Source organism: Haloarcula sp. CBA1127, from assembly GCF_001485575.1.
Taxonomy (GTDB): Archaea; Halobacteriota; Halobacteria; order Halobacteriales; family Haloarculaceae; genus Haloarcula.
On record NZ_BCNB01000006.1, the window covers coordinates 663,327 to 683,967 of the forward strand.

19 protein-coding genes are annotated in these 20,641 nt (G+C 64.4%); 5 read left to right on the top strand and 14 right to left on the bottom strand.

The genetic code is table 11. The annotated features are described in order from the left end of the window. The first annotated feature begins 10 nt into the window (after positions 1-10). On the top strand, positions 11-1,777 hold the full coding sequence (locus AV059_RS07945) for a nitrite/sulfite reductase (RefSeq protein WP_058993705.1): 1,767 nt from the start codon (positions 11-13) through the stop codon (positions 1,775-1,777). 263 nt (positions 1,778-2,040) lie between these two features. On the opposite strand, the gene AV059_RS07950 is transcribed toward AV059_RS07945, so the two are convergent. The 6 genes from AV059_RS07950 to AV059_RS07975 all read right to left on the bottom strand — a co-directional run bounded on the left by AV059_RS07950 (position 2,041) and on the right by AV059_RS07975 (position 7,887). Continuing rightward, on the bottom strand, positions 2,041-3,396 hold the full coding sequence (locus tag AV059_RS07950) for a substrate-binding protein (RefSeq protein ID WP_058993706.1): 1,356 nt from the start codon (positions 3,394-3,396) through the stop codon (positions 2,041-2,043). A 172-nt stretch (positions 3,397-3,568) separates the two neighbouring features. Beyond that, positions 3,569-4,213 (bottom strand): chemotaxis protein CheC, encoded by a 645-nt coding sequence (locus tag AV059_RS07955; RefSeq protein ID WP_005536887.1) that lies wholly within the window; start codon positions 4,211-4,213, stop codon positions 3,569-3,571. A gap of 40 nt (positions 4,214-4,253) precedes the next feature. Beyond that, positions 4,254-5,612 carry a substrate-binding protein gene (locus AV059_RS07960; RefSeq protein WP_058993708.1) on the bottom strand — a complete coding sequence of 453 codons (1,359 nt, stop codon included), beginning with the start codon at positions 5,610-5,612 and terminating at the stop codon, positions 4,254-4,256. A 120-nt stretch (positions 5,613-5,732) separates the two neighbouring features. Then, the gene (gene lrp / locus AV059_RS07965) at positions 5,733-6,191 is read right to left on the bottom strand and encodes an HTH-type transcriptional regulator Lrp (protein WP_058993710.1); all 459 of its coding nucleotides are present in this window, start codon (positions 6,189-6,191) and stop codon (positions 5,733-5,735) included. A gap of 9 nt (positions 6,192-6,200) precedes the next feature. Then, a complete protein-coding gene (locus AV059_RS07970) occupies positions 6,201-6,566 on the bottom strand; it encodes a P-II family nitrogen regulator (protein WP_004590411.1) in 366 nt (121 codons plus the stop codon). Beyond that, positions 6,559-7,887: an ammonium transporter gene (locus AV059_RS07975; protein WP_058993712.1), complete on the bottom strand. Its 1,329-nt coding sequence runs from the start codon at positions 7,885-7,887 to the stop codon at positions 6,559-6,561. Before AV059_RS07975 ends, AV059_RS07970 begins: the two co-directional genes overlap by 8 nt. A gap of 464 nt (positions 7,888-8,351) precedes the next feature. On the opposite strand from AV059_RS07975, the gene AV059_RS07980 reads away from it, so the two are divergent. Together AV059_RS07980 and AV059_RS07985 are read left to right on the top strand one after the other, a co-directional pair. Then, positions 8,352-9,962, top strand: coding sequence for a methyl-accepting chemotaxis protein (locus AV059_RS07980; RefSeq protein ID WP_058993714.1), 1,611 nt, complete (start codon positions 8,352-8,354; stop codon positions 9,960-9,962). Then, positions 9,962-11,311, top strand: coding sequence for an ATP-binding protein (locus tag AV059_RS07985; protein WP_058993716.1), 1,350 nt, complete (start codon positions 9,962-9,964; stop codon positions 11,309-11,311). Before AV059_RS07980 ends, AV059_RS07985 begins: the two co-directional genes overlap by 1 nt. A gap of 74 nt (positions 11,312-11,385) precedes the next feature. On the opposite strand, the gene AV059_RS07990 is transcribed toward AV059_RS07985, so the two are convergent. The 8 genes from AV059_RS07990 to AV059_RS08025 all read right to left on the bottom strand — a co-directional run bounded on the left by AV059_RS07990 (position 11,386) and on the right by AV059_RS08025 (position 19,087). Next, on the bottom strand, positions 11,386-11,868 hold the full coding sequence (locus tag AV059_RS07990; RefSeq protein ID WP_058993718.1) for a hypothetical protein: 483 nt from the start codon (positions 11,866-11,868) through the stop codon (positions 11,386-11,388). Beyond that, entirely contained in the window at positions 11,865-13,121 is a 1,257-nt protein-coding gene (locus tag AV059_RS07995; RefSeq protein ID WP_058993720.1) for a DUF58 domain-containing protein, read from the bottom strand. The genes AV059_RS07990 and AV059_RS07995 overlap by 4 nt, the downstream gene beginning before the upstream one ends. Then, positions 13,118-13,645: a hypothetical protein gene (locus tag AV059_RS08000; protein WP_058993722.1), complete on the bottom strand. Its 528-nt coding sequence runs from the start codon at positions 13,643-13,645 to the stop codon at positions 13,118-13,120. Before AV059_RS08000 ends, AV059_RS07995 begins: the two co-directional genes overlap by 4 nt. Beyond that, positions 13,642-14,355 (bottom strand): DUF4129 domain-containing protein, encoded by a 714-nt coding sequence (locus tag AV059_RS08005; RefSeq protein WP_058993724.1) that lies wholly within the window; start codon positions 14,353-14,355, stop codon positions 13,642-13,644. Before AV059_RS08005 ends, AV059_RS08000 begins: the two co-directional genes overlap by 4 nt. 227 nt (positions 14,356-14,582) lie before the next feature. After that, positions 14,583-15,563 carry a porphobilinogen synthase gene (gene hemB, locus AV059_RS08010; RefSeq protein ID WP_058993726.1) on the bottom strand — a complete coding sequence of 327 codons (981 nt, stop codon included), beginning with the start codon at positions 15,561-15,563 and terminating at the stop codon, positions 14,583-14,585. Positions 15,564-15,609: 46 nt separating this feature from the next. Further along, on the bottom strand, positions 15,610-16,338 hold the full coding sequence (locus tag AV059_RS08015; RefSeq protein ID WP_058993729.1) for a molybdopterin-binding protein: 729 nt from the start codon (positions 16,336-16,338) through the stop codon (positions 15,610-15,612). 414 nt (positions 16,339-16,752) lie between these two features. Further along, on the bottom strand, positions 16,753-16,953 hold the full coding sequence (locus AV059_RS08020) for a hypothetical protein (protein WP_058993731.1): 201 nt from the start codon (positions 16,951-16,953) through the stop codon (positions 16,753-16,755). Positions 16,954-16,999: 46 nt separating this feature from the next. Next, entirely contained in the window at positions 17,000-19,087 is a 2,088-nt protein-coding gene (locus AV059_RS08025) for a (Fe-S)-binding protein (protein WP_058993733.1), read from the bottom strand. A gap of 143 nt (positions 19,088-19,230) precedes the next feature. Here AV059_RS08025 and AV059_RS08030 point away from each other — a divergent pair, with 143 nt between their 5' ends. Both AV059_RS08030 and AV059_RS08035 read left to right on the top strand, forming a co-directional pair. Continuing rightward, positions 19,231-19,851, top strand: coding sequence for a hypothetical protein (locus AV059_RS08030; protein ID WP_058993735.1), 621 nt, complete (start codon positions 19,231-19,233; stop codon positions 19,849-19,851). Positions 19,852-19,967: 116 nt separating this feature from the next. Beyond that, on the top strand, positions 19,968-20,630 hold the full coding sequence (locus AV059_RS08035; protein WP_058993738.1) for a hypothetical protein: 663 nt from the start codon (positions 19,968-19,970) through the stop codon (positions 20,628-20,630). Positions 20,631-20,641: the final 11 nt, after the last annotated feature.

Here is a 20,641-nt window from a genome sequence, read left to right on the forward strand (position 1 = left end):
GGGCGCGAAGATGGCACATAAAAAAGAGGAGTACAAGGCGGAGCTGTACGGTGATGAAGTACGGGAGAAACTAGAGGAGTTCGCCGAGAAAGGCTGGGACTCTATTCCCGAGGACGAACGCGAGAAGTGGTTCTCGCGGTTCAAGTTCTGGGGTGTCTTCCACCACCGCGGCGGACAAGAGTCGTACTTCATGATGCGGCTGACAAATTGCGGCGGCGTTTTGGAGCCCGACCAGCTCCGGGCTATCGGCGAAGTTGCCCGCGACTACGCGAAGGGGCCGGCGGAGAACCCCGAGTTCGGGAACGGCTGGATTGATTTCACGACGCGACAGTCCATCCAACTGCACTGGCTCAAGCTAGAGGACATCCCGGAGATCTGGGAGAAACTCGAAGCTGTCGGTGTCTCCTCGCGCTCGGCGGGTGGGGATACAATGCGAAATATCTCCGGCTGTCCGGTCGCCGGCAAGGCCGAGGAGTACGTCGCATCCCGCCCGATTCTGGACGAGATTCAGGAAACCATCCGCGACGATAACGACCTGGCCAACATGCCCCGGAAGTTCAACATCTCGGTGACGGGGTGCAAGCAGGGGTGTGCACAGGACAGCATCAACGACATCGGGCTGGAGCCGGCCCACAAATTCATTGACGGCGAGGAAGTCGAGGGGTTCAACGTCCGCGTCGGCGGCGGCCTCGGCGGTCGCGAACCCCGCGAGGCCCGTCCGCTCGACCTGTTCATCCGGCCCGAACACGCCGTCGAGACAGTCCGGGCCTTCGTCGAGTACTACCACGAGGCTGGCAACCGTCAGAACCGCTCGAAGAACCGCGCCCGGTTTTTCGTCGACGAACACGGGACCGACGCTATCCGCGCGGAACTCGACGAGCGGCTGGAGTTCGAGTTCGAAACCGCCGGCACCGACTTCCGCGGGGAATACACGTACAACGCCGGCAAATCGGCCGAACACGGCGCCCACGACCACGTCGGCGTCTACGACCAGCAAGACGGGAAGAACTACGTCGGGCTCTCGGTGCCCGTGGGTCGACTCGCCGCCGAGGACGCCATCGAACTCGCGGACCTCGCTGACGCCTACGGCTCCGGCGAAGTGCGCTTGTCCCGCCGACAGAACCCGCTCATCATGGACGTACCCGACGGGAACCTCTCGAATCTCCTCAACGAGCCGCTACTGGACAAACACTCGCCCGAGCCGAACCCGTTTGTTCAGGGGGCGATGGCCTGTACCGGAACGGAGTTCTGCTCGCTCGCGCTCACGGAGACGAAGGCGCGCATGGCCCGCCTGCTCCGCTGGCTCGGCGACAACGTCGACGTGCCCGATGATGTGGACCGCATCAAGATGCACTTCTCGGGCTGTACGGCTGACTGCGGCCAGGCGATGACAGCCGACATCGGCTTACAGGGGATGCGCGCCCGCAAGGACGGCCAGATGGTCGAAGCCGTCGATATCGGTGTCGGCGGCGGTATCGGCGCGGAGCCGACGTTCATCGAGTGGGTCCGCCAGCGCGTCCCCGCAGACGAAGTCCCGGGGATGATCGCCAACATCGTCGAGGCCTACGCCGCGCTCCGCTCGGAGGGCCAGACGTTCCGGGAGTGGGTCGATGCCACCGGCCACGAGACAATCGTCGAACTGGCCGAACCCCACGAGGTCGAGGGGTACACCGACCCGTGTCTGGCCGACGGCAAGCAATCGTGGTACCCCTTCGACGACGGCGACAGCCCGGCCCCGACCGACGCCGAGGGCCAGCCGATTTCGGCGGACGACTAACCATGGCTGAGACAGACTGTCCGACCGACCACGACGGTGACGACCCGTCGGAATCCGCGGTCAAGGGGGTGGCATACGACGCAGCACCGGAGCTACTGGAGTAACGCGGCCCCGGCTCCGAACAGCTGGATACGCCGACGTGACGTGCCCGTTTCAGGGCGCGTCCGTCTGCCTCTGACAGTTGGGGACTGCTTGTGTCCAGTCCCCGCTCGGTTCTCCGTTTTCCGTATTTTCCGTTGTACAGTCGTCGCTGTGCGCTGGCTCTAGTCCCCGTAGTCTCCGAGTTCGCACTCGGCGGCCGGGCCGCCGTCACAGTCGTATCCGACCGCTTTTGTAACCCTGAGCAGGTCATAAAACCGGCCGAGGGACTGCTCGGACTCGGGAAGCCCTTCGACCACTGGTACGCCACGCTGGGCCTGATGGTCACAGCTCCGCATCGTCTGGCTGCCCAGCCCGACCGAGTATTCGTGGTCTTCCAGTTCACGGATAACCGCTGGCGGGTAGAACGTGCCAGCCCGCTCGACGGCCGCGGCGTACTGGAGCGTCTGTGCGTAGGCCAGATGGGCCACGCCGGAGGGTCGCTGTGCGTTCCCGTGCTCCGCGGTGAAGGCGTTCTTGAACGTATTGGAAAGGTCTGACGAGATGCTGGTATCCCACGCAACTGTCCCGACGACGCCGTCGAGTGCTTTCGAGGCGTTCTGCGCCACGATACGGTTGTACAGCGGCACCACAATCCCCACCTCGTCAGGGAGAATTTCCTGTGCCTTTGTCAGTGAGTTTGCGGCGTCAAGTCCGTAGTGGTCGAGGAAGACGACCTCCGCACCGGCGTCCCGGGCCTGTTTGAGCGGTTCCTCGTAGTTCGTCGTCCCGAGTCGCGTCGGGATGCTCGTGAGTTCGACCCAGCCACTCGACGTGAAGAAATCACGGATTGACGACTCCATCGTTTGCCCCCAGTTGTAGTCCGCGTAGATCTGGACGTACTGGGCGTCCCGGCCGAACCGTTCCTTGAGTACCGGAAGCAGCGCTTGTGCGGTCATGTACGCGTTGAACATCTCCCGGAAGCTGTAGCGGACACAGTCTGTCCCCGTCGTGTCGTTCGAGTGTGTCAGACAGCACATATACGGGACCTTCTGGGCCTGTGCGACCTCCTGTTGAGCGATGGCGACTGAACTGGATGAGCCGCCGGAAAACATGACGACGTCGTCCTGCTCGATCATCTCCTTTGCATTGGCCGTCGCGACATCCGGCTTTGTCTCCGTGTCTGCAGTGACGTACTCGACAGTCTTTCCGAGCACGCCATCGCCGCTGAGTACGTCAAAGGAACCCTGTCCGACCCAGCCGCCGCCCTCGTTGAGGTGCGTGACAGCGAGCTCATACCCTCGAAGTTCGTCGCGCCCTTCGGCGGCGTAGGTCCCGGACTGTGGCACGTTGAAGCCGAGCGTGACCGCGTCGCCCTCGACCGGATAGTTCCCCAGCGGTGGGTGCTCCGGTGTGTTTTCGGCTCTCGATCCCCCGCCCTGGCACCCCGCCAGCCCAGCAAGCCCCGCGCTACCGACTCCACCGGCAATCTGTAGTACGGACCGCCTGTCAACTGCCTCTCCCCCTCTTTCCAATCCCATACCAGCTGTTTTGATGATAAATATATATAATACTTATTTCAATAGAAATGGGTAACCAATTAGCATCGGCGGAGCTGGTATCGGGTGTCGACGGACTGCAGACTGTCCGATCGGCGATTAGATCTACTCTGGCCACGCGGTGAACAGGGTGTGCAGAGATAGCGTGCCGCTGTCAGTCAAGAATATCGCTGGCTTCGGTGTCTACCGCCACGTCGGTGTCGAGGTCGATATCCTGAATCAGCGCGACGAGGTCCTCCAGTTCGGGGAACGTGTACACGGTCATCCCGAGGTCGCCGTCGTCGACGGTGATACGCGAGTCAACGACGAACACCAGGTCGGAGTCCGGCCAGCCGCCCATCTCGTCGATGATGCCGTCGGCCGGCCCGAACACGAAGTTCGGTGTCCCCATGTCGATGGTCGTCTCCAGCACGTTGGCCCACCCGTCGATGAACGCGGAGGTCATGATGTTGCCGATCTCCTGCATCGCCGACCGTTCCATGTCGGAGAACCCTTCACCCTCGCTCGGTTCACCCATCCCGCCCATCATCGCGCTGGCCATCTGCTTGCTGTCCTCTGGTTCGAGCAGGAACAGGACGTAGCCGTAGGGCGGTTCGTTCAGTTCGACGTAGATGCCGACGCCCTTGTCGTCGCCGATGTGTGTTTTGACGTCTTCGATGTCGAGAAAATTGATCTGTGAGGTCCGAACTGTCGCGTCGAGCCCGGTCAACTGACCGAGGTTCTCCGCGACTGTCCCAGACCCCTCTTTTGCCATCTGATTGAAAAGGTCCAGCTTCCGCACGTCCACTTTCAAGCCCATATCTTCTGGAACGTCGCAAGCGGCTTAACGCCACCGCCCGTCAGCTGCCGGCTGTCTCGGGTTCGTACGGCCCCAGGTCAGTACACTCGCTTGCCGGATACTCCTCACAGCCGTACCCGACGTCAGTCGAAATCTCGATGACGTCGAGTACTTCGGGACCCTGACTGGAGCCTTCGATGACGGGAACGGGCCCCATAGACTGGTGATCGCACGCCCGTAGCGTCGCCTCGCCGCGTCCGGCCTGGTACGTGGTGTCTTCGAGTTCACGGATGACGGCCGGCGGTTCGAACGTCCCGGCCCGCTCGACGGCCGCGGCGTACTGGAGCGTCTGCGCGTAGGCCAGTCGGGCCTGGTCCGACGGGACCCGGACCTCGTCGGCGGCATACGCCGCATCGAACGCTTCGGTAAACGCCGTTGAAAGCGGCGTATCGATACTGTAATCCCACGAAATGGTGCCGACGATACCGGCCATGTCGGCGCCGACATCGCGGGCCAGTTGCCGACTCACGATCGGCATGACGATGTCCATTTCTTCCGGGACTATGTCCGTCGCTTGGTTCAGCGCGGTGACTGCGTCACGCCCACGGTAGGACAACACGATGGCGTCGACGTCAGCGTCCACGGCCTCCCGCAACTGCGGCCTAAAGTTCTCCGTTCCGACCCGGGTCTTCGTCGCGCCCATCTCGCTCCAGTTCTCCGACTGGAACCGGCGCTTGAACTGCTCGGACTGTGTGAAGCCGAAATCGGAGCTGGCGTACAACTGGTAGAACTCCGTTCGCCCGTCGAACCGCTCGGTCAATACCGGAACCAGCGCATTGGCGGCCATCCGACCGTTGTGCATTTCCTGAAATCCGTATCGAGAGCAGTCGATCCCCGTGACGTTCGTCCCCGGAGCGAACCCGAGCATGTGGATCACGCCGCGGGTCGGACAGTACTTGAGCAACTCCCGGGCTGTGTTCGTCGACCCGCCCCCGGCGACCATCACGGCACCGTCCTGCTCGACCAGCGTCTCCGCCACGTCCCGGGCCGTTTTCGAACTGGACTCCGTGTCGGCTATGACGCTCTCGACCGTCCGGCCGAGAATGCCGTCCCCGGACAGCGCCTGCCACGCGTCGGTGTCGACCCAGCCGCCGCCCTCGTTGAGGTGGTCGATGGCCAGCTCGAAGCCGCGCTGCTGGCCGGACCCAACCGGCGAGAACGATCCCGATTGCGGGACTGTGAGACCAATCGTCACTTGGTCGTCGTCGACCGGCTGGTTCGCGTACGCTGTGGCACTGCTTGTCGGCGTCGTGGCACGGCTGCCCCCGCCACAGCCGGCAAGTCCGGCGAGCGAACTCGCTCCGACGGCTGCGAGTAGCTCCCGTCGCGTCACTGTCGACCCCCGAGCATCCCAATCCATGGTGAAAAATATATTACTACTGCTGTAATTAAACCTTGCTTCATCGCTCAATAGGTCTCCAAACCGATACGGGACGCTACTCACTGCTGTGATTGCCAGTCGCAAAAACAGACGCCGCCCTCAGGCGTCAGTTCCGTCGACCGGAAACTGCTCGTGTTCGCACACCGTATTCAGCACGACTGACGTCGAGGCAGATCGGATGTCCTCGTCGGTCAGCAGCGTCTTTATCCGCTCGTTCATCGACTGCGTGTCGGTGAACTTCCCGACGGCCACGATGTCGTGGTCGCCGGTCACTTCGTAGACCGCGATCATCTCGCGTCGATCCCGTAACTGATCCACCACCCGTCCGAGCCCGTCGCCCTCGACGGAGAGCTGGAACACGGCGGTCACGTCGTAGCCCAGCGCCCCGTAATCGATGTCGACGGTGTATTCGTCGATCACACCGGTCGCCTCCAGGTCGTCTATCCGGCGCGACACCGTGGTCGCCGCGATGCCGGTCGCGGCGGCGACGTCACGGGCGCTGGCCCGGCCGTCCTGGAGCAGTGCGTTCACTACCTGCCTGTCGGTATCATCGACCATTTCGTCCGCTCAGACTGCCTCTGGGCCTTCTTTGCCGGTTCGGACCTGGTAGGCGTTGTCCACGGGGAGGACGAATATCTTGCCGTCACCTTTCTCGCCGGTGTGGGCACCGTCGGCGATGGCATCGACGACATCCTTTGCGGGGATGTCGGCGACCACTGTCTCGACTTTGACCTTCTGGTGCAGGTCGACGACGTACTCCTCGCCGCGCCACTGCCCCTTCTTTGCGGGCTGTGAGCCGCGGCCGGAGACGTTCGTCACTGTCAGCGAGGGCGCGCCGACCTCCGCCAGCGCCTTCTTCACATCGCCGAGTTTGTCCGGTCGAACCATTGCCACTACCATCTTGATTTCGGAGTCGTCGGTTTCGTCAGTCATCTTGGGAACCTCCGTCAGTACGCATGCTCGGGCTCACTTTACCACCATCGGCGACGACGCTCTCGCCACCACCGAACTCGGGGTAGGTCTCGACGCCGTGTTCGCTGACGTCCAGCCCTTCCTGCTCGTGCTCGGGCGTAACCCGGGCCTGACCGGCCAGTTTGAGTGCGTACCAGACGACCCCGGTTGCGACAATCGTCCAGCCCGCGATAGCGGCGACGCCGATAAGCTGTGCGATGAAGGCGTTGACGACCGACCCGACCGTGCCGGGCGTGGCGACGAACGGGAACAGCAGCGTGCCGAGCACACCGGCGCTACCGTGGACCGGGAAGACAGCACAGACATCGTCGATTTTCATCCGGTTCTCGATGAAGCTGAACACGACCGGCAGCTGTCCGCCTGCGAGGGCACCGACGATGATTGCGCCCCACCACGTCGTGGTGTCGGGGATCGCCGTGATGCCGACCAGTCCGGCGAGCAGTCCGTTTGCCACGTACAGGGTGTCGACCTTGCCGGTCTTCAGCCACGCGACCAGTCCGGCACCCATCGCACCACAGGCCATCGCGATAGTCGTCGTCATCGCGACACGGCCGACCGTCGCGAACGCGCCGAGGGCAAGCGATCCGTCCTCAACGACGAAGACAGTCGCCGCCGTCCCGACGTTGAAGCCGTACCAGCCGAACGCGAGGATGAGCGTTCCCAGAACGGCGAAGGTCAGGGAGTGGCCCGGAATGACGTTCGCGGAGCCGTCCTCGTTGTACCGACCCATGCGTGGGCCGAGGACGTACGCCGCCGTGAGGCCCGCGATGCCGCCCATGCCGTGGACGATCATCCCGCCGGCGAAGTCGTGGAACGCCTCGCCGCCGAAGCTGATGTACGCGCCGGCCCACGTGATGCCGGTGACGACGGGGTAGATGACCGCCGCCAGCAGGAACGTGTACGTGATGTACGCGCGGAGCTTGGCTCGTCCGGCGACCGCACCGGAGACGATGGTCGCTGCCGTCATCGCGAAGACGGCACCGAACAGCCAGCCGACGTAGTCGTTTGCGGCCCCGGCACCGAAGGCGGGCGAGAAGCCGCTGCCGCCGACCAGCGCACTGATTCCTGAGCCGATCAGGAAGAACACCGTCACACCGACCGACCAGGTCAGGAGGTTCTTCGTTAGCTGGTTCGCGACGTTCTTCGAGCGCACCTGGCCCGCCTCAAGCATGGCGAAGCCCGCGTGCATGAAGAAGATCAGGAACGATACCACCAGCACCCACAGCAGGTTAACCCCCTCTGCGAGTACGGTCGGATCTACTTGTAGTGCAGTGTAGCTCATTTCTAGTTCACCTGTTTCGTTTTGTTATCGGCTGCCGTCTGCATGTCCAACTTTGACCCACTTTGGCTCAACTTCTTCAACTCTTTCACGAGAAAGGGTCTGGTAACAGCACTACATAAGGTTTGCCTTTATGAATACGGAAATTAGAGGGGATGTGGTAGACGACCGTCCAGATTATGGTATGATATTATGGATATAAGGTTGTTCTCCGTAAAGAAAGTCCGTATATGCACACTGGAATTTTGGACGTTTGTCGACCCCGGTTCCGGCCGCAGGGGGCCAAATAGGCCGTTTTTGCTTGCGCGCGCTCTCGGCTGGCGGGTGTTGCCAGCGACAACAGGGTTATACCTCGCGACCACAGATTCGGATTTAGTATAAATGTCCGGAAAACAGTGGGGAGACGTGGCACAATGTGCCGATAAACTGTACAAGTCAATTATGCTTCGGAGGGTTCATAGCTGATTATGGCTTCGGACCACTATCCCTCCGTTCCGGACCAGTCGACGGCCGTGACAGAGGAACGCGCAGTCGCGAACGCACAGGGCGCACTCGATGTCGTTCAGGCGGCGTCGGTGACTGTTGGCGAGCAGCTCGCGGCAATTGACGACCGTGCAACGGCACAGGCAACCGACGCACAGTGGATCGCCGACGAGGTGTCGTCGCTTTCAGCCACAATCGAGGAGATCGCTGCGACCGCAACCGAGGTCAGCGAGCAGAGCCAGCGGGCAACGGACGCGGCAAACGACGGGCGGGAAGCGGCGGCTGACGCCATCGAGTCGATGGACGAGGTCCGCGAACTGGGCCAGGCGGTCGCCACAGAGGTGGCCGCCCTGCAGGATCAGGTCGACCGTATCGCCGATGCACTGGCCGGCATCGACCGCATCGCCGACCAGACGAACATGCTCGCACTGAACGCCTCGATAGAGGCGGCGCGAGCGAGCGACACCACCGATACGGACGGGTTCGCTGTCGTTGCAGACGAAATCAAGGGGCTCGCTGAGGAATCACAGCAGCAGGCTGAAGAAATCGATACGACGCTGACGGCGGTTCGGGAAGCGACAGACGACACCGTTGCACAACTCGATGACGCTATCGACGGCATCGACACCGGGGCCGAGCAGGTCACCACGGCGATGGCTCGGCTTGACGACGTAGCCGACACTGTTGCGGAAACGGCCGACGGCATCGCCTCCGTCTCGGCGGCGACCGACGAACAGGCGACGACAAGCGAAGCGGTCGCCCAGCGGTGTGAAACGGTGTCTGACCGCGCCGCTGCTATTGAAGACGACCTCTCTGAGATACGTGCCGCCCGCTCCGAGCAGACCGCGATGCTCGACGAGATTGACGACGTACTCGCCGCTGCAGAGGCCGACCGGCAGGACCGGCTGGCGGACGCGCCGACAGTCCCGACCGGTATCGACGGCCTCGACGACCTCTGTGGCGGCGGCCTCGTCATGGGCGGTCAGGCAGTGATCCGGTCCACCGACGAAACGCAGGTCGACGGTGCCGTTGCCCAACTGTGTGCGACGGCCGTCGCCGCCGGCCGGGCGGTCTCGCTGACGCCACCACCATCCCTCGACCGGTCGACGCTTGCCGCCGCGTTCGCAGCAACCGACTACTCGCTCGAAGACGCGCTTGATGACGACGTCCTGTTTATTCTCGATATGTTCGGACACTGGGACGCGCGGTACAACGTGTTCGGCCTCGACCGGACTTCGCTCGGTGCTGCCAACGAGACGACGGCGACCAGACGGGACACCCCGCTGGTTATCGTCGGGAACATTCAAGGAGAAATACAGTTGATGGGCGAACAGGCTGCAAGAGAGGCCCGGTACGAGAACGACGACGGCGTCTTCAAACCCCACGACACAGTGGTCAACGTCATCGACGACGACGCGGTCCCGGCCACGCTTGCGGCGTTCTACTCGGGCGCTGCCGATCAGGAACTCACGCTAACACAGACTGACGGCCGCGAGTACCTGACGCTTACGGCCTCGCCGCGTGGCACCGTGGGCGAGAAACAGCCAGTATCACAACTTTCGGGCCCACCCTTCCTCCGAATCAGAGACAACTGATGTTCGGTCTCGATGACACTGGTCGGCTCACGTTTGCGACGAACGAGTTCGCTGCACTGCTCGACCGAACACCTGCCGAACTTGTCGGCACACCCGTCGAAGCGCTGGTCACAGCCGAGGACCGCGAGACACTGACCGCGGCCAGACAGGCCGTCAGCAGTGCCTCGGACCGGATGACACGGACCTGCCAGGTCACACTCCCGCAAAGCGACCGCTCTCGTCCGGTTACGCTCGAGCTCACGGCCACAGACGACGGCTCCGTCGTCGGCTCGCTCTGCCGAACGACCGAGATGGCCGACCCGTTCCAGTACCTGTTCGACCTCATCCAGGATGCGGTCGTCGGCTTCGAAATCGTCAATTTCGTCCCGGTTGTGCGAACGGTCAACCCCGCGTTCGTCGAGACCTTCGGGTACGACCGCGAGGAAATCGTCGGTGAACCCCTCAACGAGCACATTGTTCCCGGCGACCGCGTCGAAGAGGCGGTCAACTACGACCAGCGGACGGCCGCTGGGGAAGTCAACTACGCCGTCGTTTCCCGGAAAACAGCCGACGGCTGCCGCGAGTTCATCTATCGCGGCGTCCCGTACGACACGGCCGACGGCCGCCGCTGTGGCTTCGCGATGTACACGGATGTGACGGACAGCCGGCGGCAAAAGCGACGGCTCCGTGTTCTCCATCGCGTCCTGCGACACAATCTCCGGAACGAGCTTTCTGTCATGTTCGGGACGTCCGAATACGTTCGTGCCAACGCAGCCGACTCGTCCGTCTCGTTGGCCGCGTCCCGCGCACTCGACGCGGCTGACCGCCTCGCCGCCGTCAGCGAGAAGGCACGGAGCGTCGAAACTGCGCTCGACGGGGACGCCGACCAGTCGGTCGACGCAGCGGCACTGGCCCGGTCTGTCGCTGATAGCTATCGCCCCGGTACGCCGGTCGAAACGGCACTCCCGAGCACACTCCCTGTCACTGGTGGGACGGCCGTCTACGACGCCATTGACAATCTCGTCGAGAACTCGGTCGAACACACACCGCCGGGTACGGCCGTCCGAATCATAGCCGAACAGGCCAACGGCGACGCGTTCGTCCGTGTTCTCGATGACGGCCCCGGTATTCCCGCCATCGAGCGGGCCGTCGTGTTCGATGACGAGGACATCACGAACCTCCAGCACGGGAGCGGCCTCGGTATCTGGCTCGCCCGATGGGTCGCCGAGACGGCCGGCGGTGGCATCGAGTACGACCGAGCCGACGGGTGGACGACCGTCTCACTCCGGTTCCCACTGTCCGACGCCGATACCGAGGACGTGCTTACGGTGGTCGATGCCCCAGAATCAGCGGCTGAGCCGACGCGGTAGTCCCCCGCTGCGACGTTCTCCAAAGTCTCCTGCCCAGTAGCCACAGCCGGCCGTGACCGAAACAGCCTCGGCCGCTATCGCCTGAGCGCCGCGGTCAGTGCAATCGCGCCCAGCACGACGCTTGCCAGCGCCAGCGGCGACAGCGGCGGCACGTCGAGCTGAAAGAGCAGCGTCGTCACCACGACGCTTCCTCCGACCAGCCCTGTCGTCCCCGCGACGTGGGTGAGTTCGACGGGTGTCCCGGGCGCTGTCCCGAGGTCCGCATAGAGGTCGATAGCTGCATGGGCAAACGTCCAGGCAAGCACCGTTGCGCCGCCGGCGGCCAGCACCGTGGTTGTCGTTGCCCCCTGAAGGGCGGCCACCAGCAGCGCCAGAAACAGCGACGCGCTGGCGAGGTCGACCAGCCGCCCGGACTGAATCAGTTGCCCGCCGGCGAGCAGCACGACGCCGACGAGAGCGGCGGCAGTCGAGACGGCGCTGATACCGGCGACGAACAGCGTCACAACGCCTGCCGCCAGCGCCGCACCGCCGCAGACGGCTCCAGTTCGCGTAATCATTGGCCACCCCGCTGGACCCGTTCGGTGACTCGTTCCAGCGGCTCTGCCGCGGGCCAGTCGTGGACGGCAATGCCAGCGGCTCGCAGTCGACGGAGGCGTTCGCGGCGTTCGAGCCGCGCCAGCCGGTGGCCCGCCGTGTCCGTCGCGGTCGGGTCGGGACTCAGGACGGTCACCGGATGGCCGCTGGCGGCGAGTCGGCGGACCAGCGCCTCGCTATCGTCGTCACACAGCGGGCCGAGAAAGACAATGTTCGCCGCCGTCGGCAACTGTGCGATGAGCTTCGTTGTGTCCGGCGTTCGGGTGACCGATGTCGCGGCGAACGCGCGGTCGGTCCTGAGCAGGTCCCGGGCCTGTTGCTGGTGTGCGGCGCTCGTGCCCGGTGCGAGCCACGCGTCATGTGGCGAGTACGCCGCGACGCCGACCTCGTGGCCGTCCTCGGGGAGCCCCTCGACGAGCGCGACGGCGGCCATCGTCGACCGCTCGATTGCCGTCTCGGCGTCCGGACGCGGCGCGAGCGCGGCGGCTGCTCGGGCGTCGACGACCACGACGACCGTCGCCGACTGTTCGCGGCGGAACTCGACGGTCCGCAGGTCGCCGGTCCGGGCGTACTGATTCCAGTCAACGCGGGAGAGCGGGTCGTTCGACCGGTGTTCCCTGACCGCGTAGAATGAGACTCCTTCGCCGCCTTCGTCGACGGGCACCGTCCCGGGCCGGCGGGCCACCGCCGGGACCAGCGGCAACAGGGCTGAACTGGCCGGCTGCTCCCAGGTGACGGTATCAGGTTCTGCCGTGACGGACGTTCGTCGGGCGACGACGCCGACCACGTCCCTGACGACGACCGTCGCCGGGTCGAACACGCAGCGGTCGGTTCCCCCGGTAATCTCGTAGGTGATCGTCGTCGACGCGCCGGGGCGCAGCGCTGTCCCCAGCGACGCCGACCCTTCCACGACGCGGACAGAATCCGGCACGCCGTCGGCGAGCCGGAGATCCGGAATCGTTCGCGACCCGTCGTTGCGGACCGTGAGCGCGACAGTCACTCGCTCACCTAGCGCTGGCTCGGTTGGTGTGATGGACCGCTGTATCGACACGTTCACCGCCGGCGGGACGGCGACCCGGTCGTACGCGCTCAGCGTGACGCCAAGCCCGCCCAGCAACACGAGCGCGGGGACCTGGCCCACGAGCCCGACGCCGACGGCGACCAGCGCGGCCCCGGCCAGTCCGAACCAGCGGCCGGTGCGATGGACCTCGCTCATCGCTCCTCGTCGCGCTGCCGGAGTTCGGCCGTCGCGTGGGCGACACGCTGCTGGAACGGGCGGACGCCCGAGAGCCACCCGGACAGCCGCGCACGGAGGGAAATCGGTGTGCCGTCGAACAGCTCCCGGGCCGGTTCTCTGTCCGTCCACGCGCCGGACCGGAGCGCGTCCGTAGCCTCGTCGGGCGAGAGCCCATTGCGCTGGAGGACGGTGACCGCGACCCCCTCGACACGCTGCCGGATAGCCTCCTGTCCAGCCCCAGCAGCAAGCGCTTCGTCGATGTCGTCGCCGGGGACGGTGACGTACTGGCTGTCAGTGTCCGGCAGCGCCATCCCGCGGTCGCTGTCGAGGGAGCGAACGAGGAGCGCCAGGAGCGCGACACCGCCAGCGAAGACGGCGGCGGCGAGTATCGGGAGGTCCGAGACAGCGCCGGCGGGCAACAGCGGCGAACCGAGAGCGGCGAGGCCGACGCCGACGGCTGTCGCGACGAGGCCGAGCGCCAGCGGAACCCGGCGCAGTGTCACGTGCCGGCCTCCCCTGCGGGCTCGTCGGCGTCCTTGTTCTCAGAAGCCACGTCGTCGGGATTCGACACGATGTCGTTCGTGTCGTCGGTCGCTCGTTCCAGCGCCTCGCGGGCCTGCGATTCCAGATCTGCGTCCGGCTGGTCTCGGCCGTAGCGAACCCGCTCGAACACCGACCGTAGCGAGGCGACGGCGTCGGGGTCGGCACCGGCAGCCGTCGCGTCCGCTTCGATGTCCTGTGGCGTTGAGGAACTGCGTTCCGGGGCCACCGCGTTTTCGAGGGCAGCCCACGCGCGGTACACGTCGTTTGTGAGCGGGATATCGATCTCGGCAGCGCTATGCGACGGGCTCCTCGCGGACTCCGCCGTTGCGACGGCCGGCGTCTCGCCGCCCGCCTCGTCGATTGTCCGGCTCTGGCCGGCCAGTCGCCACAGAACCGCGAGCCCGACCGCGAGGCCGACGGCGAGCGCACCGACCGCCGGCGCGGGGACACTCGGCAGCAGCGCGCGAGCGCCGTTCTCGCTTTCTGGCGGGTCGATGCTACCTGGCGGGTCGCTGAGGCCCTGTCCGTCGGGGTTGTCGATTTCGCTGTCGTCACGGGTCATTTCCGCTTGATCGGACCCGGTAGCAGCGTCGAGGCTCGCGGCGCCGACACTGAACGACAGCAGCGCAATCGCGGCGACAACCGCCACGAGGAGGGACTGTCGCTGCATACAGCCACTCCGCCCCTGGCATATGAATAGGTTAGGGACCTGCCGCTTGTCACGGGTCGTGATAACGCCGACTCGAACAGCCAGAAAGCCCCCTCGCGGAGGGCGAGGGCTCACTGTGTTCGCCCTCGTAGCGCTCGGTCCCTTTCAGTCCAACCCATCCCAGATTGATCGGCCTGCGTCAGATGGGCTTTCCGGGTGTACAGCGTACTAACTGGAAAGTCACCGATCTAGAGTTCGTCCGCGAGGTCCTCGGCGAAGTAGGTCAGAATCAGGTCCGCACCGGCTCGCTTGATCGACAGCAGCGACTCGTAAGCGACCGCTTCGAGATCGAGCCAGCCCTTCTCGGCAGCGGCGTGTAACATCGCGTACTCACCGGAAACGTTGTAGGCGGCGACGGGGTGGTCGTAGGACTCTCGGACCTCCTTGACGATGTCCAGATACGGCAGGGCGGGCTTGATCATCAGCACGTCCGCGCCCTGCTCGACATCGAGGGCGACCTCGCGGCGGGCCTCGCGTGCGTTCGCGGGGTCCATCTGGTAGTGACGCCGGTCACCGAAGGCCGGCGCGCCGTCGGCGGCGTCCCGGAACGGGCCGTAGAAAGCCGACTCGTACTTGGCGGCGTAGCTCATGATAGCCACGTCGTCAAACCCATCGGCATCGAGGGCCGTCCGAATCGCGCCGACCATGCCGTCGATCATGCCCGAGGGCGCGACCATGTCGGCTCCGGCCGCGGCGTGGCTCGCGGCGATTTTCCCCAGCAGGTCGAGTGTCTCGTCGTTGCGAATCGTCAGCCGGGGGTCCTCGGCCGCGTCGTCTTCGAGAACGCCACAGTGGCCGTGGTCGGTGTACTCACAGAGGCACACGTCCGTGATGACGTAGGCGTCGGTTTCACCGGAAATCCGGCGGGTCGCTTCCTGTACGACGCCGTCCTCGGCCCAGGCGCGGCTCCCGCGCTCGTCTTTTGACTCCGGGATACCGAACAGCATCACCGCTTCGACGCCGGTTTCGAGGACCTCCTCGACGCGGTCGACCGCCTCCTCGATGGGGACGCGCTCGTGGCCCGGCATCGTCTCGATGGGGACGCGCTCGTCGGTCGTCGCGTCGACGAACACCGGCGCGATGAGGTCCGACGCTGTGAGTTCCGTTTCACGCACCAGCGGTCGCACGCCGTCGGTTCGCAGGCGACGCGGGCGCTGTGTCAGGTTCATACTGCCAGTTCAGTCCGTGGCCGGCATGAACCCACCGCTTACCGACCTACTCCGTCTCGATTCGCTCGCGGAGCCAGGCCGCCGCGTCGGCGACGGTCGCCGGGTCGTCGCCGGTAATCTTCACCCGTCCCGGCGCGTCGTCCTTTCGCGGATAGCTTCCGACAGCCACCTCGAACTGCTCGCGGGCCGCCGTGATGTGGGTGACCAGCGCGCCTTCGGGTGCAGGCGTGTGAATTGTCTCCGTCGTCCGGTCGCCGTCGAACTCGTCGGCGACGGTCTCGTACATCGCTTTCAGTTCCTCAGGAATGCCCGGCAGGACGTACACGCGGTCGATGACACAGCCGGCGGCGAAGCTCTCGTCGGTCAGCAGCGCCTGCCCGCCTTCGGGAACCGACGCCCACGCGTCGAGGTCAAGGTCCATGTCGTAGCGGTCAACCATCTCGGGGTTGTCGTCGGCAAAGCGCTCTGCCTTCGCTTCGAGATGTGCCCGCACGTCGTCGGGAACAACGAGGTCGCGGCCGAACGCCCGCGCCACAGCGGCCTTCGTGATATCGTCGGGTGTCCCGCCGATGCCGCCGGTGACGATGACCGCGTCGAAGGCGTCGTGGAACCGCGAAACGGCATCGGCGATGACCGCCTCGTCATCGGGCACAGTCAGAACGCGGGTGACGCTCGCACCGGCCTCGGTAAGCTGACGGCCCAGCCACGACGCGTTCGTGTTCTCCGTGTCGCCAGCGAGCAGTTCGTCACCGACGGTGAGCAGTGCGACCTCCATCATCTCGCTGTGAGAGTCTGGTAGCGTTAAGGGTTTGGCTGGAGCGCGCACGTGGACACAGACTCAAATGTCGCCAGCCTGCTGTGAGCTGGCTGTCTGGCAGTACTGTATAATGTCATTATATTTCGTTTAGCCATATTCTGGTAACATACATATACCCGGTCCGGCAAACGAAAAGCATGGTACTTGTCACCAATTGTGCTGATTGCGTCAAACGGGTGTACCCGAACCGAAGCCGTGTGTCGGACACGGACCGCGACAACGCTGCACCGGTCGATGAAGCGCCCACAACACCCACTGAAACGCTGACGGATTAACGCCAGTGGCGGCAAACTGTGCCGGCCCATCACAGGCGATCAGTCTGACGTTCCATCTGTAGCAGGGCGTCGGCAAACTAAGATACCGGGGCAGTCGTTACTCCTCGGATAGCTCGGATTCGAGCGCTTCGACCTGACGTTCGAGTTCGGAAATGCGCTTTTCGTAGCCGCGTTTGCCGTCGAGAAAGTTGTAGATGAGTATCATGCCGGCGGCTGGCAGTCCGACGTACATCGCTAGTACCATCACCATGACGATGAGTTCCGTTGCGCCGGGTAATCCGACGAGGAGGAGGGCCATAGTGGCCCTTTTCGTTTTAGTTACTTGGTAATTTATACCCGGGCGATCAGACTCTCTCTTCGCTGACCGCTTCAGCAAGTAATTCGGTGACACCGACAATCTCCAGATCGTCCTCGTAGCCGCCGGTTTTCCGGCCGTCCTCGTACATCGTCATGCACATCGGGCAGGCGACGACGAACTTCTCGACGGCCGCGCCCGCGTCGGTGTCTTCGAGGGCCTCGCGCAGGCGTTCCTCGCTGGGTTTACTCTCCTCTTCGAGGTCCATCCAGAGGCCACCGCCGCCACCGCCACAGCAGAAGGAGTCGTCCCTGTTGCGGGGCATCTCGTGGAGGTCTGCGCCGGTGGCTTGGATGAGGTCCCGCGGGGCCTCGAACTCGCCGTTGTACCGTCCGAGGTGGCAGGGGTCGTGGTACGTGACCGTGTAGTCAAGTTCGGTCCCGGAGAGGCCGAGCGCGCCGCCACTGGCGAGATCGGCGACGACCTGCGTGTAGTGGAACACGTCGTCTTCGCCCCACTCGCAGGCCTCGAACTCGGGGTACTCGTTCATGAACGTGTTGTAGGCGTGGGGGTCCGTCGTGACGATGGAGTCGAACTCACAGTCCAGAATTGCCTCGGCGTTGTCCTCAACGAGCATCTCGTAGAGGCCTTCCTCGCCGACGCGGCGCACGTCGTTACCGTCGGTCTGTTCGGCCTCGTAGAGGATGCCGTAATCGACATCGGCGGCCTCGAAGACGCGAGCCAGCGCGCGTGCTATCTTCTGATTACGTTCATCGTAGCTGGGGTAGTCGCCGACGTACCAGAGGTATTCGACCGGTTCGTCGCGGGCGTCCGGCACCTCGAAGTCGAGGTCCTCGGTCCAGTCCGGGCGGGCGCGCTCGGGGTCGCCGAAGGTGTTGCCGTGCTGGAACACGTTCATCATCGCGTCCTGCACGTGTTCGTCCATCTCGCCGGCCTCGGTGAGTCGGCGGTTCATCTCTGTGAACTGCGTGACGTGCTCGATGTCGACCGGGCAGGCGTCCATGCAGGCCATACAGGACATGCAGGACTCCATTGTGTGGGCGTCGATGACCGAGGTGCCGCCGTCAGCGATGATGGGCACGTCTTCGCCGCCGGCGTCGCGCTCCTCACGGTAGCGTTTCAGGTCCAGAATGACGTTCCGTGGGTCCAGCGGCCGCCCGGAGGCTTTTGCCGGACAGACGGATGAACACCGGCCACACTTGGTGCAGGCGTCGTGGTCGAGTAACTGTTTCCACGAGAAGTCGTCGATGTCGCTGGGGCCGATCTCGTCGGGACTCGCGTCGCTTGGCACGCCGGGCAGTCGCACCCCGGCCTTCTCGTCACGGGCGATAAGGTTGGCAAACGACGAGAGCATATGGAACGGCTTCGCGTAAGGTATCCAGGCGACGAACCACAGCGCGACCAGCGAGTGGCTCCACCAGACGAAGGGGTATGCACCCGCTGCCATCTCTGGCGTCATCCCAGCCATAACGAGTATTTCCTTGACCGACCAGCCGACGAAGCTCACCGTCTCGAAGGAGACGTCCCGGACCGTCGAGGTGCCGAGAATCCGGATGCCTTCGGTGAGGTAGCCGCCGACGCCCAGCACGAACAGCGAGCCGAGAAACAGGTCATCCTCGCGGGACGTATGGCGATCGTGGAGGCGGTCTAGCTTGCGGCCGTAGCGTCGCCACAGCGCGACGCCGACGCCGACGACGAACAGCAGCCCCATCGCGTCCATGACGAACGAATAGGAGAGGTAGAACTGGCCGACGAAGAAGGACTCACCGGTCAGCGGCCGATAGAGGTCCATATCGATACCCAGAATCGTCGTCCCGATGAGCAGCGTCAGAAAGCCCCAGACGATGAATGCGTGCATCACGCCGGCGACGGTGTCGCGGTCCAACTGCTTCCGGTTTGACAGCGCCAATTGCGCCGCCGCAACCGTCCGCTGGGGAAGGTCGTCCAAGCGCTCGAAGGGGTCCTCGCCACCCTGCGCATAGCGGGTGACGCGATTGTACACACCGTACAGAAAGACGATGATGGCGAGCGCTGCCAGATAGTAGAACAGCACTTTCCCCACGTCGCCGATACGCCAGAACGTCGGGCGCGTGGTCGTCTGGAGTATAGATGACATACGCTAACACGTGCTGCGTGTCCGCTTAAATCTTGCCACGCCCCGTCGCAGTCTTGCGAGAATTTGGCGACTGTTGAAAGTTTCCTCACGTCACGTTGCACATCCGACAGATATATGACTCCCGAGAAGTAGTTTCATGTTCGATGGACGAGAAGACCGAAGAACTCCGTGACATCTTCATGGACGTCTCCGACGAGGAGGCTGTGACGGAGTCTCAGGAGGCGTCAAGAGGGTCCCTGGCCGATACTGACGAGGCCGGTGTCGCGGACCGACTCGGTGATGTCATCGCGCGGATGCGCGAGCGGTATGAGTTCCAAACCGACCTTGCCGACGAATCTCTAGTGACAGTGGTCCGACTGTTCTACGAGGGGAGCGACGACGGAACTATCGCAGCCGAAATCGGCGTGGACGGGTCCAACGTGGTCGAGGGCCGACTGGACCTGCATCTCCTCCGCGACGAGGACACAGAGGCACCGTTCGACCTGGCCGAATTCCGCCGCCGCGTCGCCGACGCCGACCCGTCTGTCGCCGAACTCGCAGCCGAGTTCGATATCGACGAGCCCCGAGCCGCCCACTACCGCCGCGTCGTTGCCGCACAGGACGCCGCACGACGGGTCTCCCACCGATTCCAGAGCGAGTTCGAGGATGTGCTCACCGACGCCGGGCTGTCGACACAGCACGCCGCTGCCCTCCGTGAGGACGGCCTCGACGAGGCCACCGAGGACATCGATTCGCTTGATTCCGGCGCTGACGTGTCGATGTGACTCTCGGATACCTTTTCTAATCGTCTCCAGTCGCGGTAGGGGTAGCCAACTGTGCAGTTGTCTCAACAGCGGCGGCCGCCGAACCTTCTTGTAGTGGAACGCGACCACGCAGAGCCATGCCGACCCACACGTTCAGGGAACTGGAAACGGCCGCCTACTGCCCGCGGAAGCTCTACTACCGTCGCCGCGACGGGGCGAGCGAAATCCCCGACGAAATCGAGTCGGTCCGCCGGCTCGCCCGTGAGTACGAGCGGCTGCTGACCGATGATGCCGCCCTGCTGGCCGCCCCCATCGAAGTGGGACCGGACGAGTACCGCGACCGCCTCAGAGGGCTTCGAGAGCGCCTGGCCGACTGGGATGCGCTGGTCGCTCCGGCGGTGACCGACGCCTACCTCGAAGGGAAGGATGCCCGCGGTGTCGCACACAAGGTCGTCGCCGGGCAGGACGGCCCCGCGCCGTCGCTCGTGTTTGCCGGTCGGCCCCCGGAGGAGGGCGTCTGGGAGCCCCAAACCGTGCGGCTTGTCGCCGCCGCGAAGGCGCTCTCATGGGAGCGCAAGTGTGATATCGACATTGCCTACGCGGAGTATCCGGCGTACGGCGTGATCCGACGCATCGAGGTGAACACGCGGCGAGCCGGGATCTACCGTCGCGCGGTCAGAACTGCCGACAGCATCGACGGGCCGCCGGGGCGGGTGCGAAACGACGCCAAGTGCAAGCCCTGTGAGTTCAGCGATGACTGCGGGGTGAAAACGCGGTCGCTACGGTCAATGCTACGCTAAGGCGGACACCC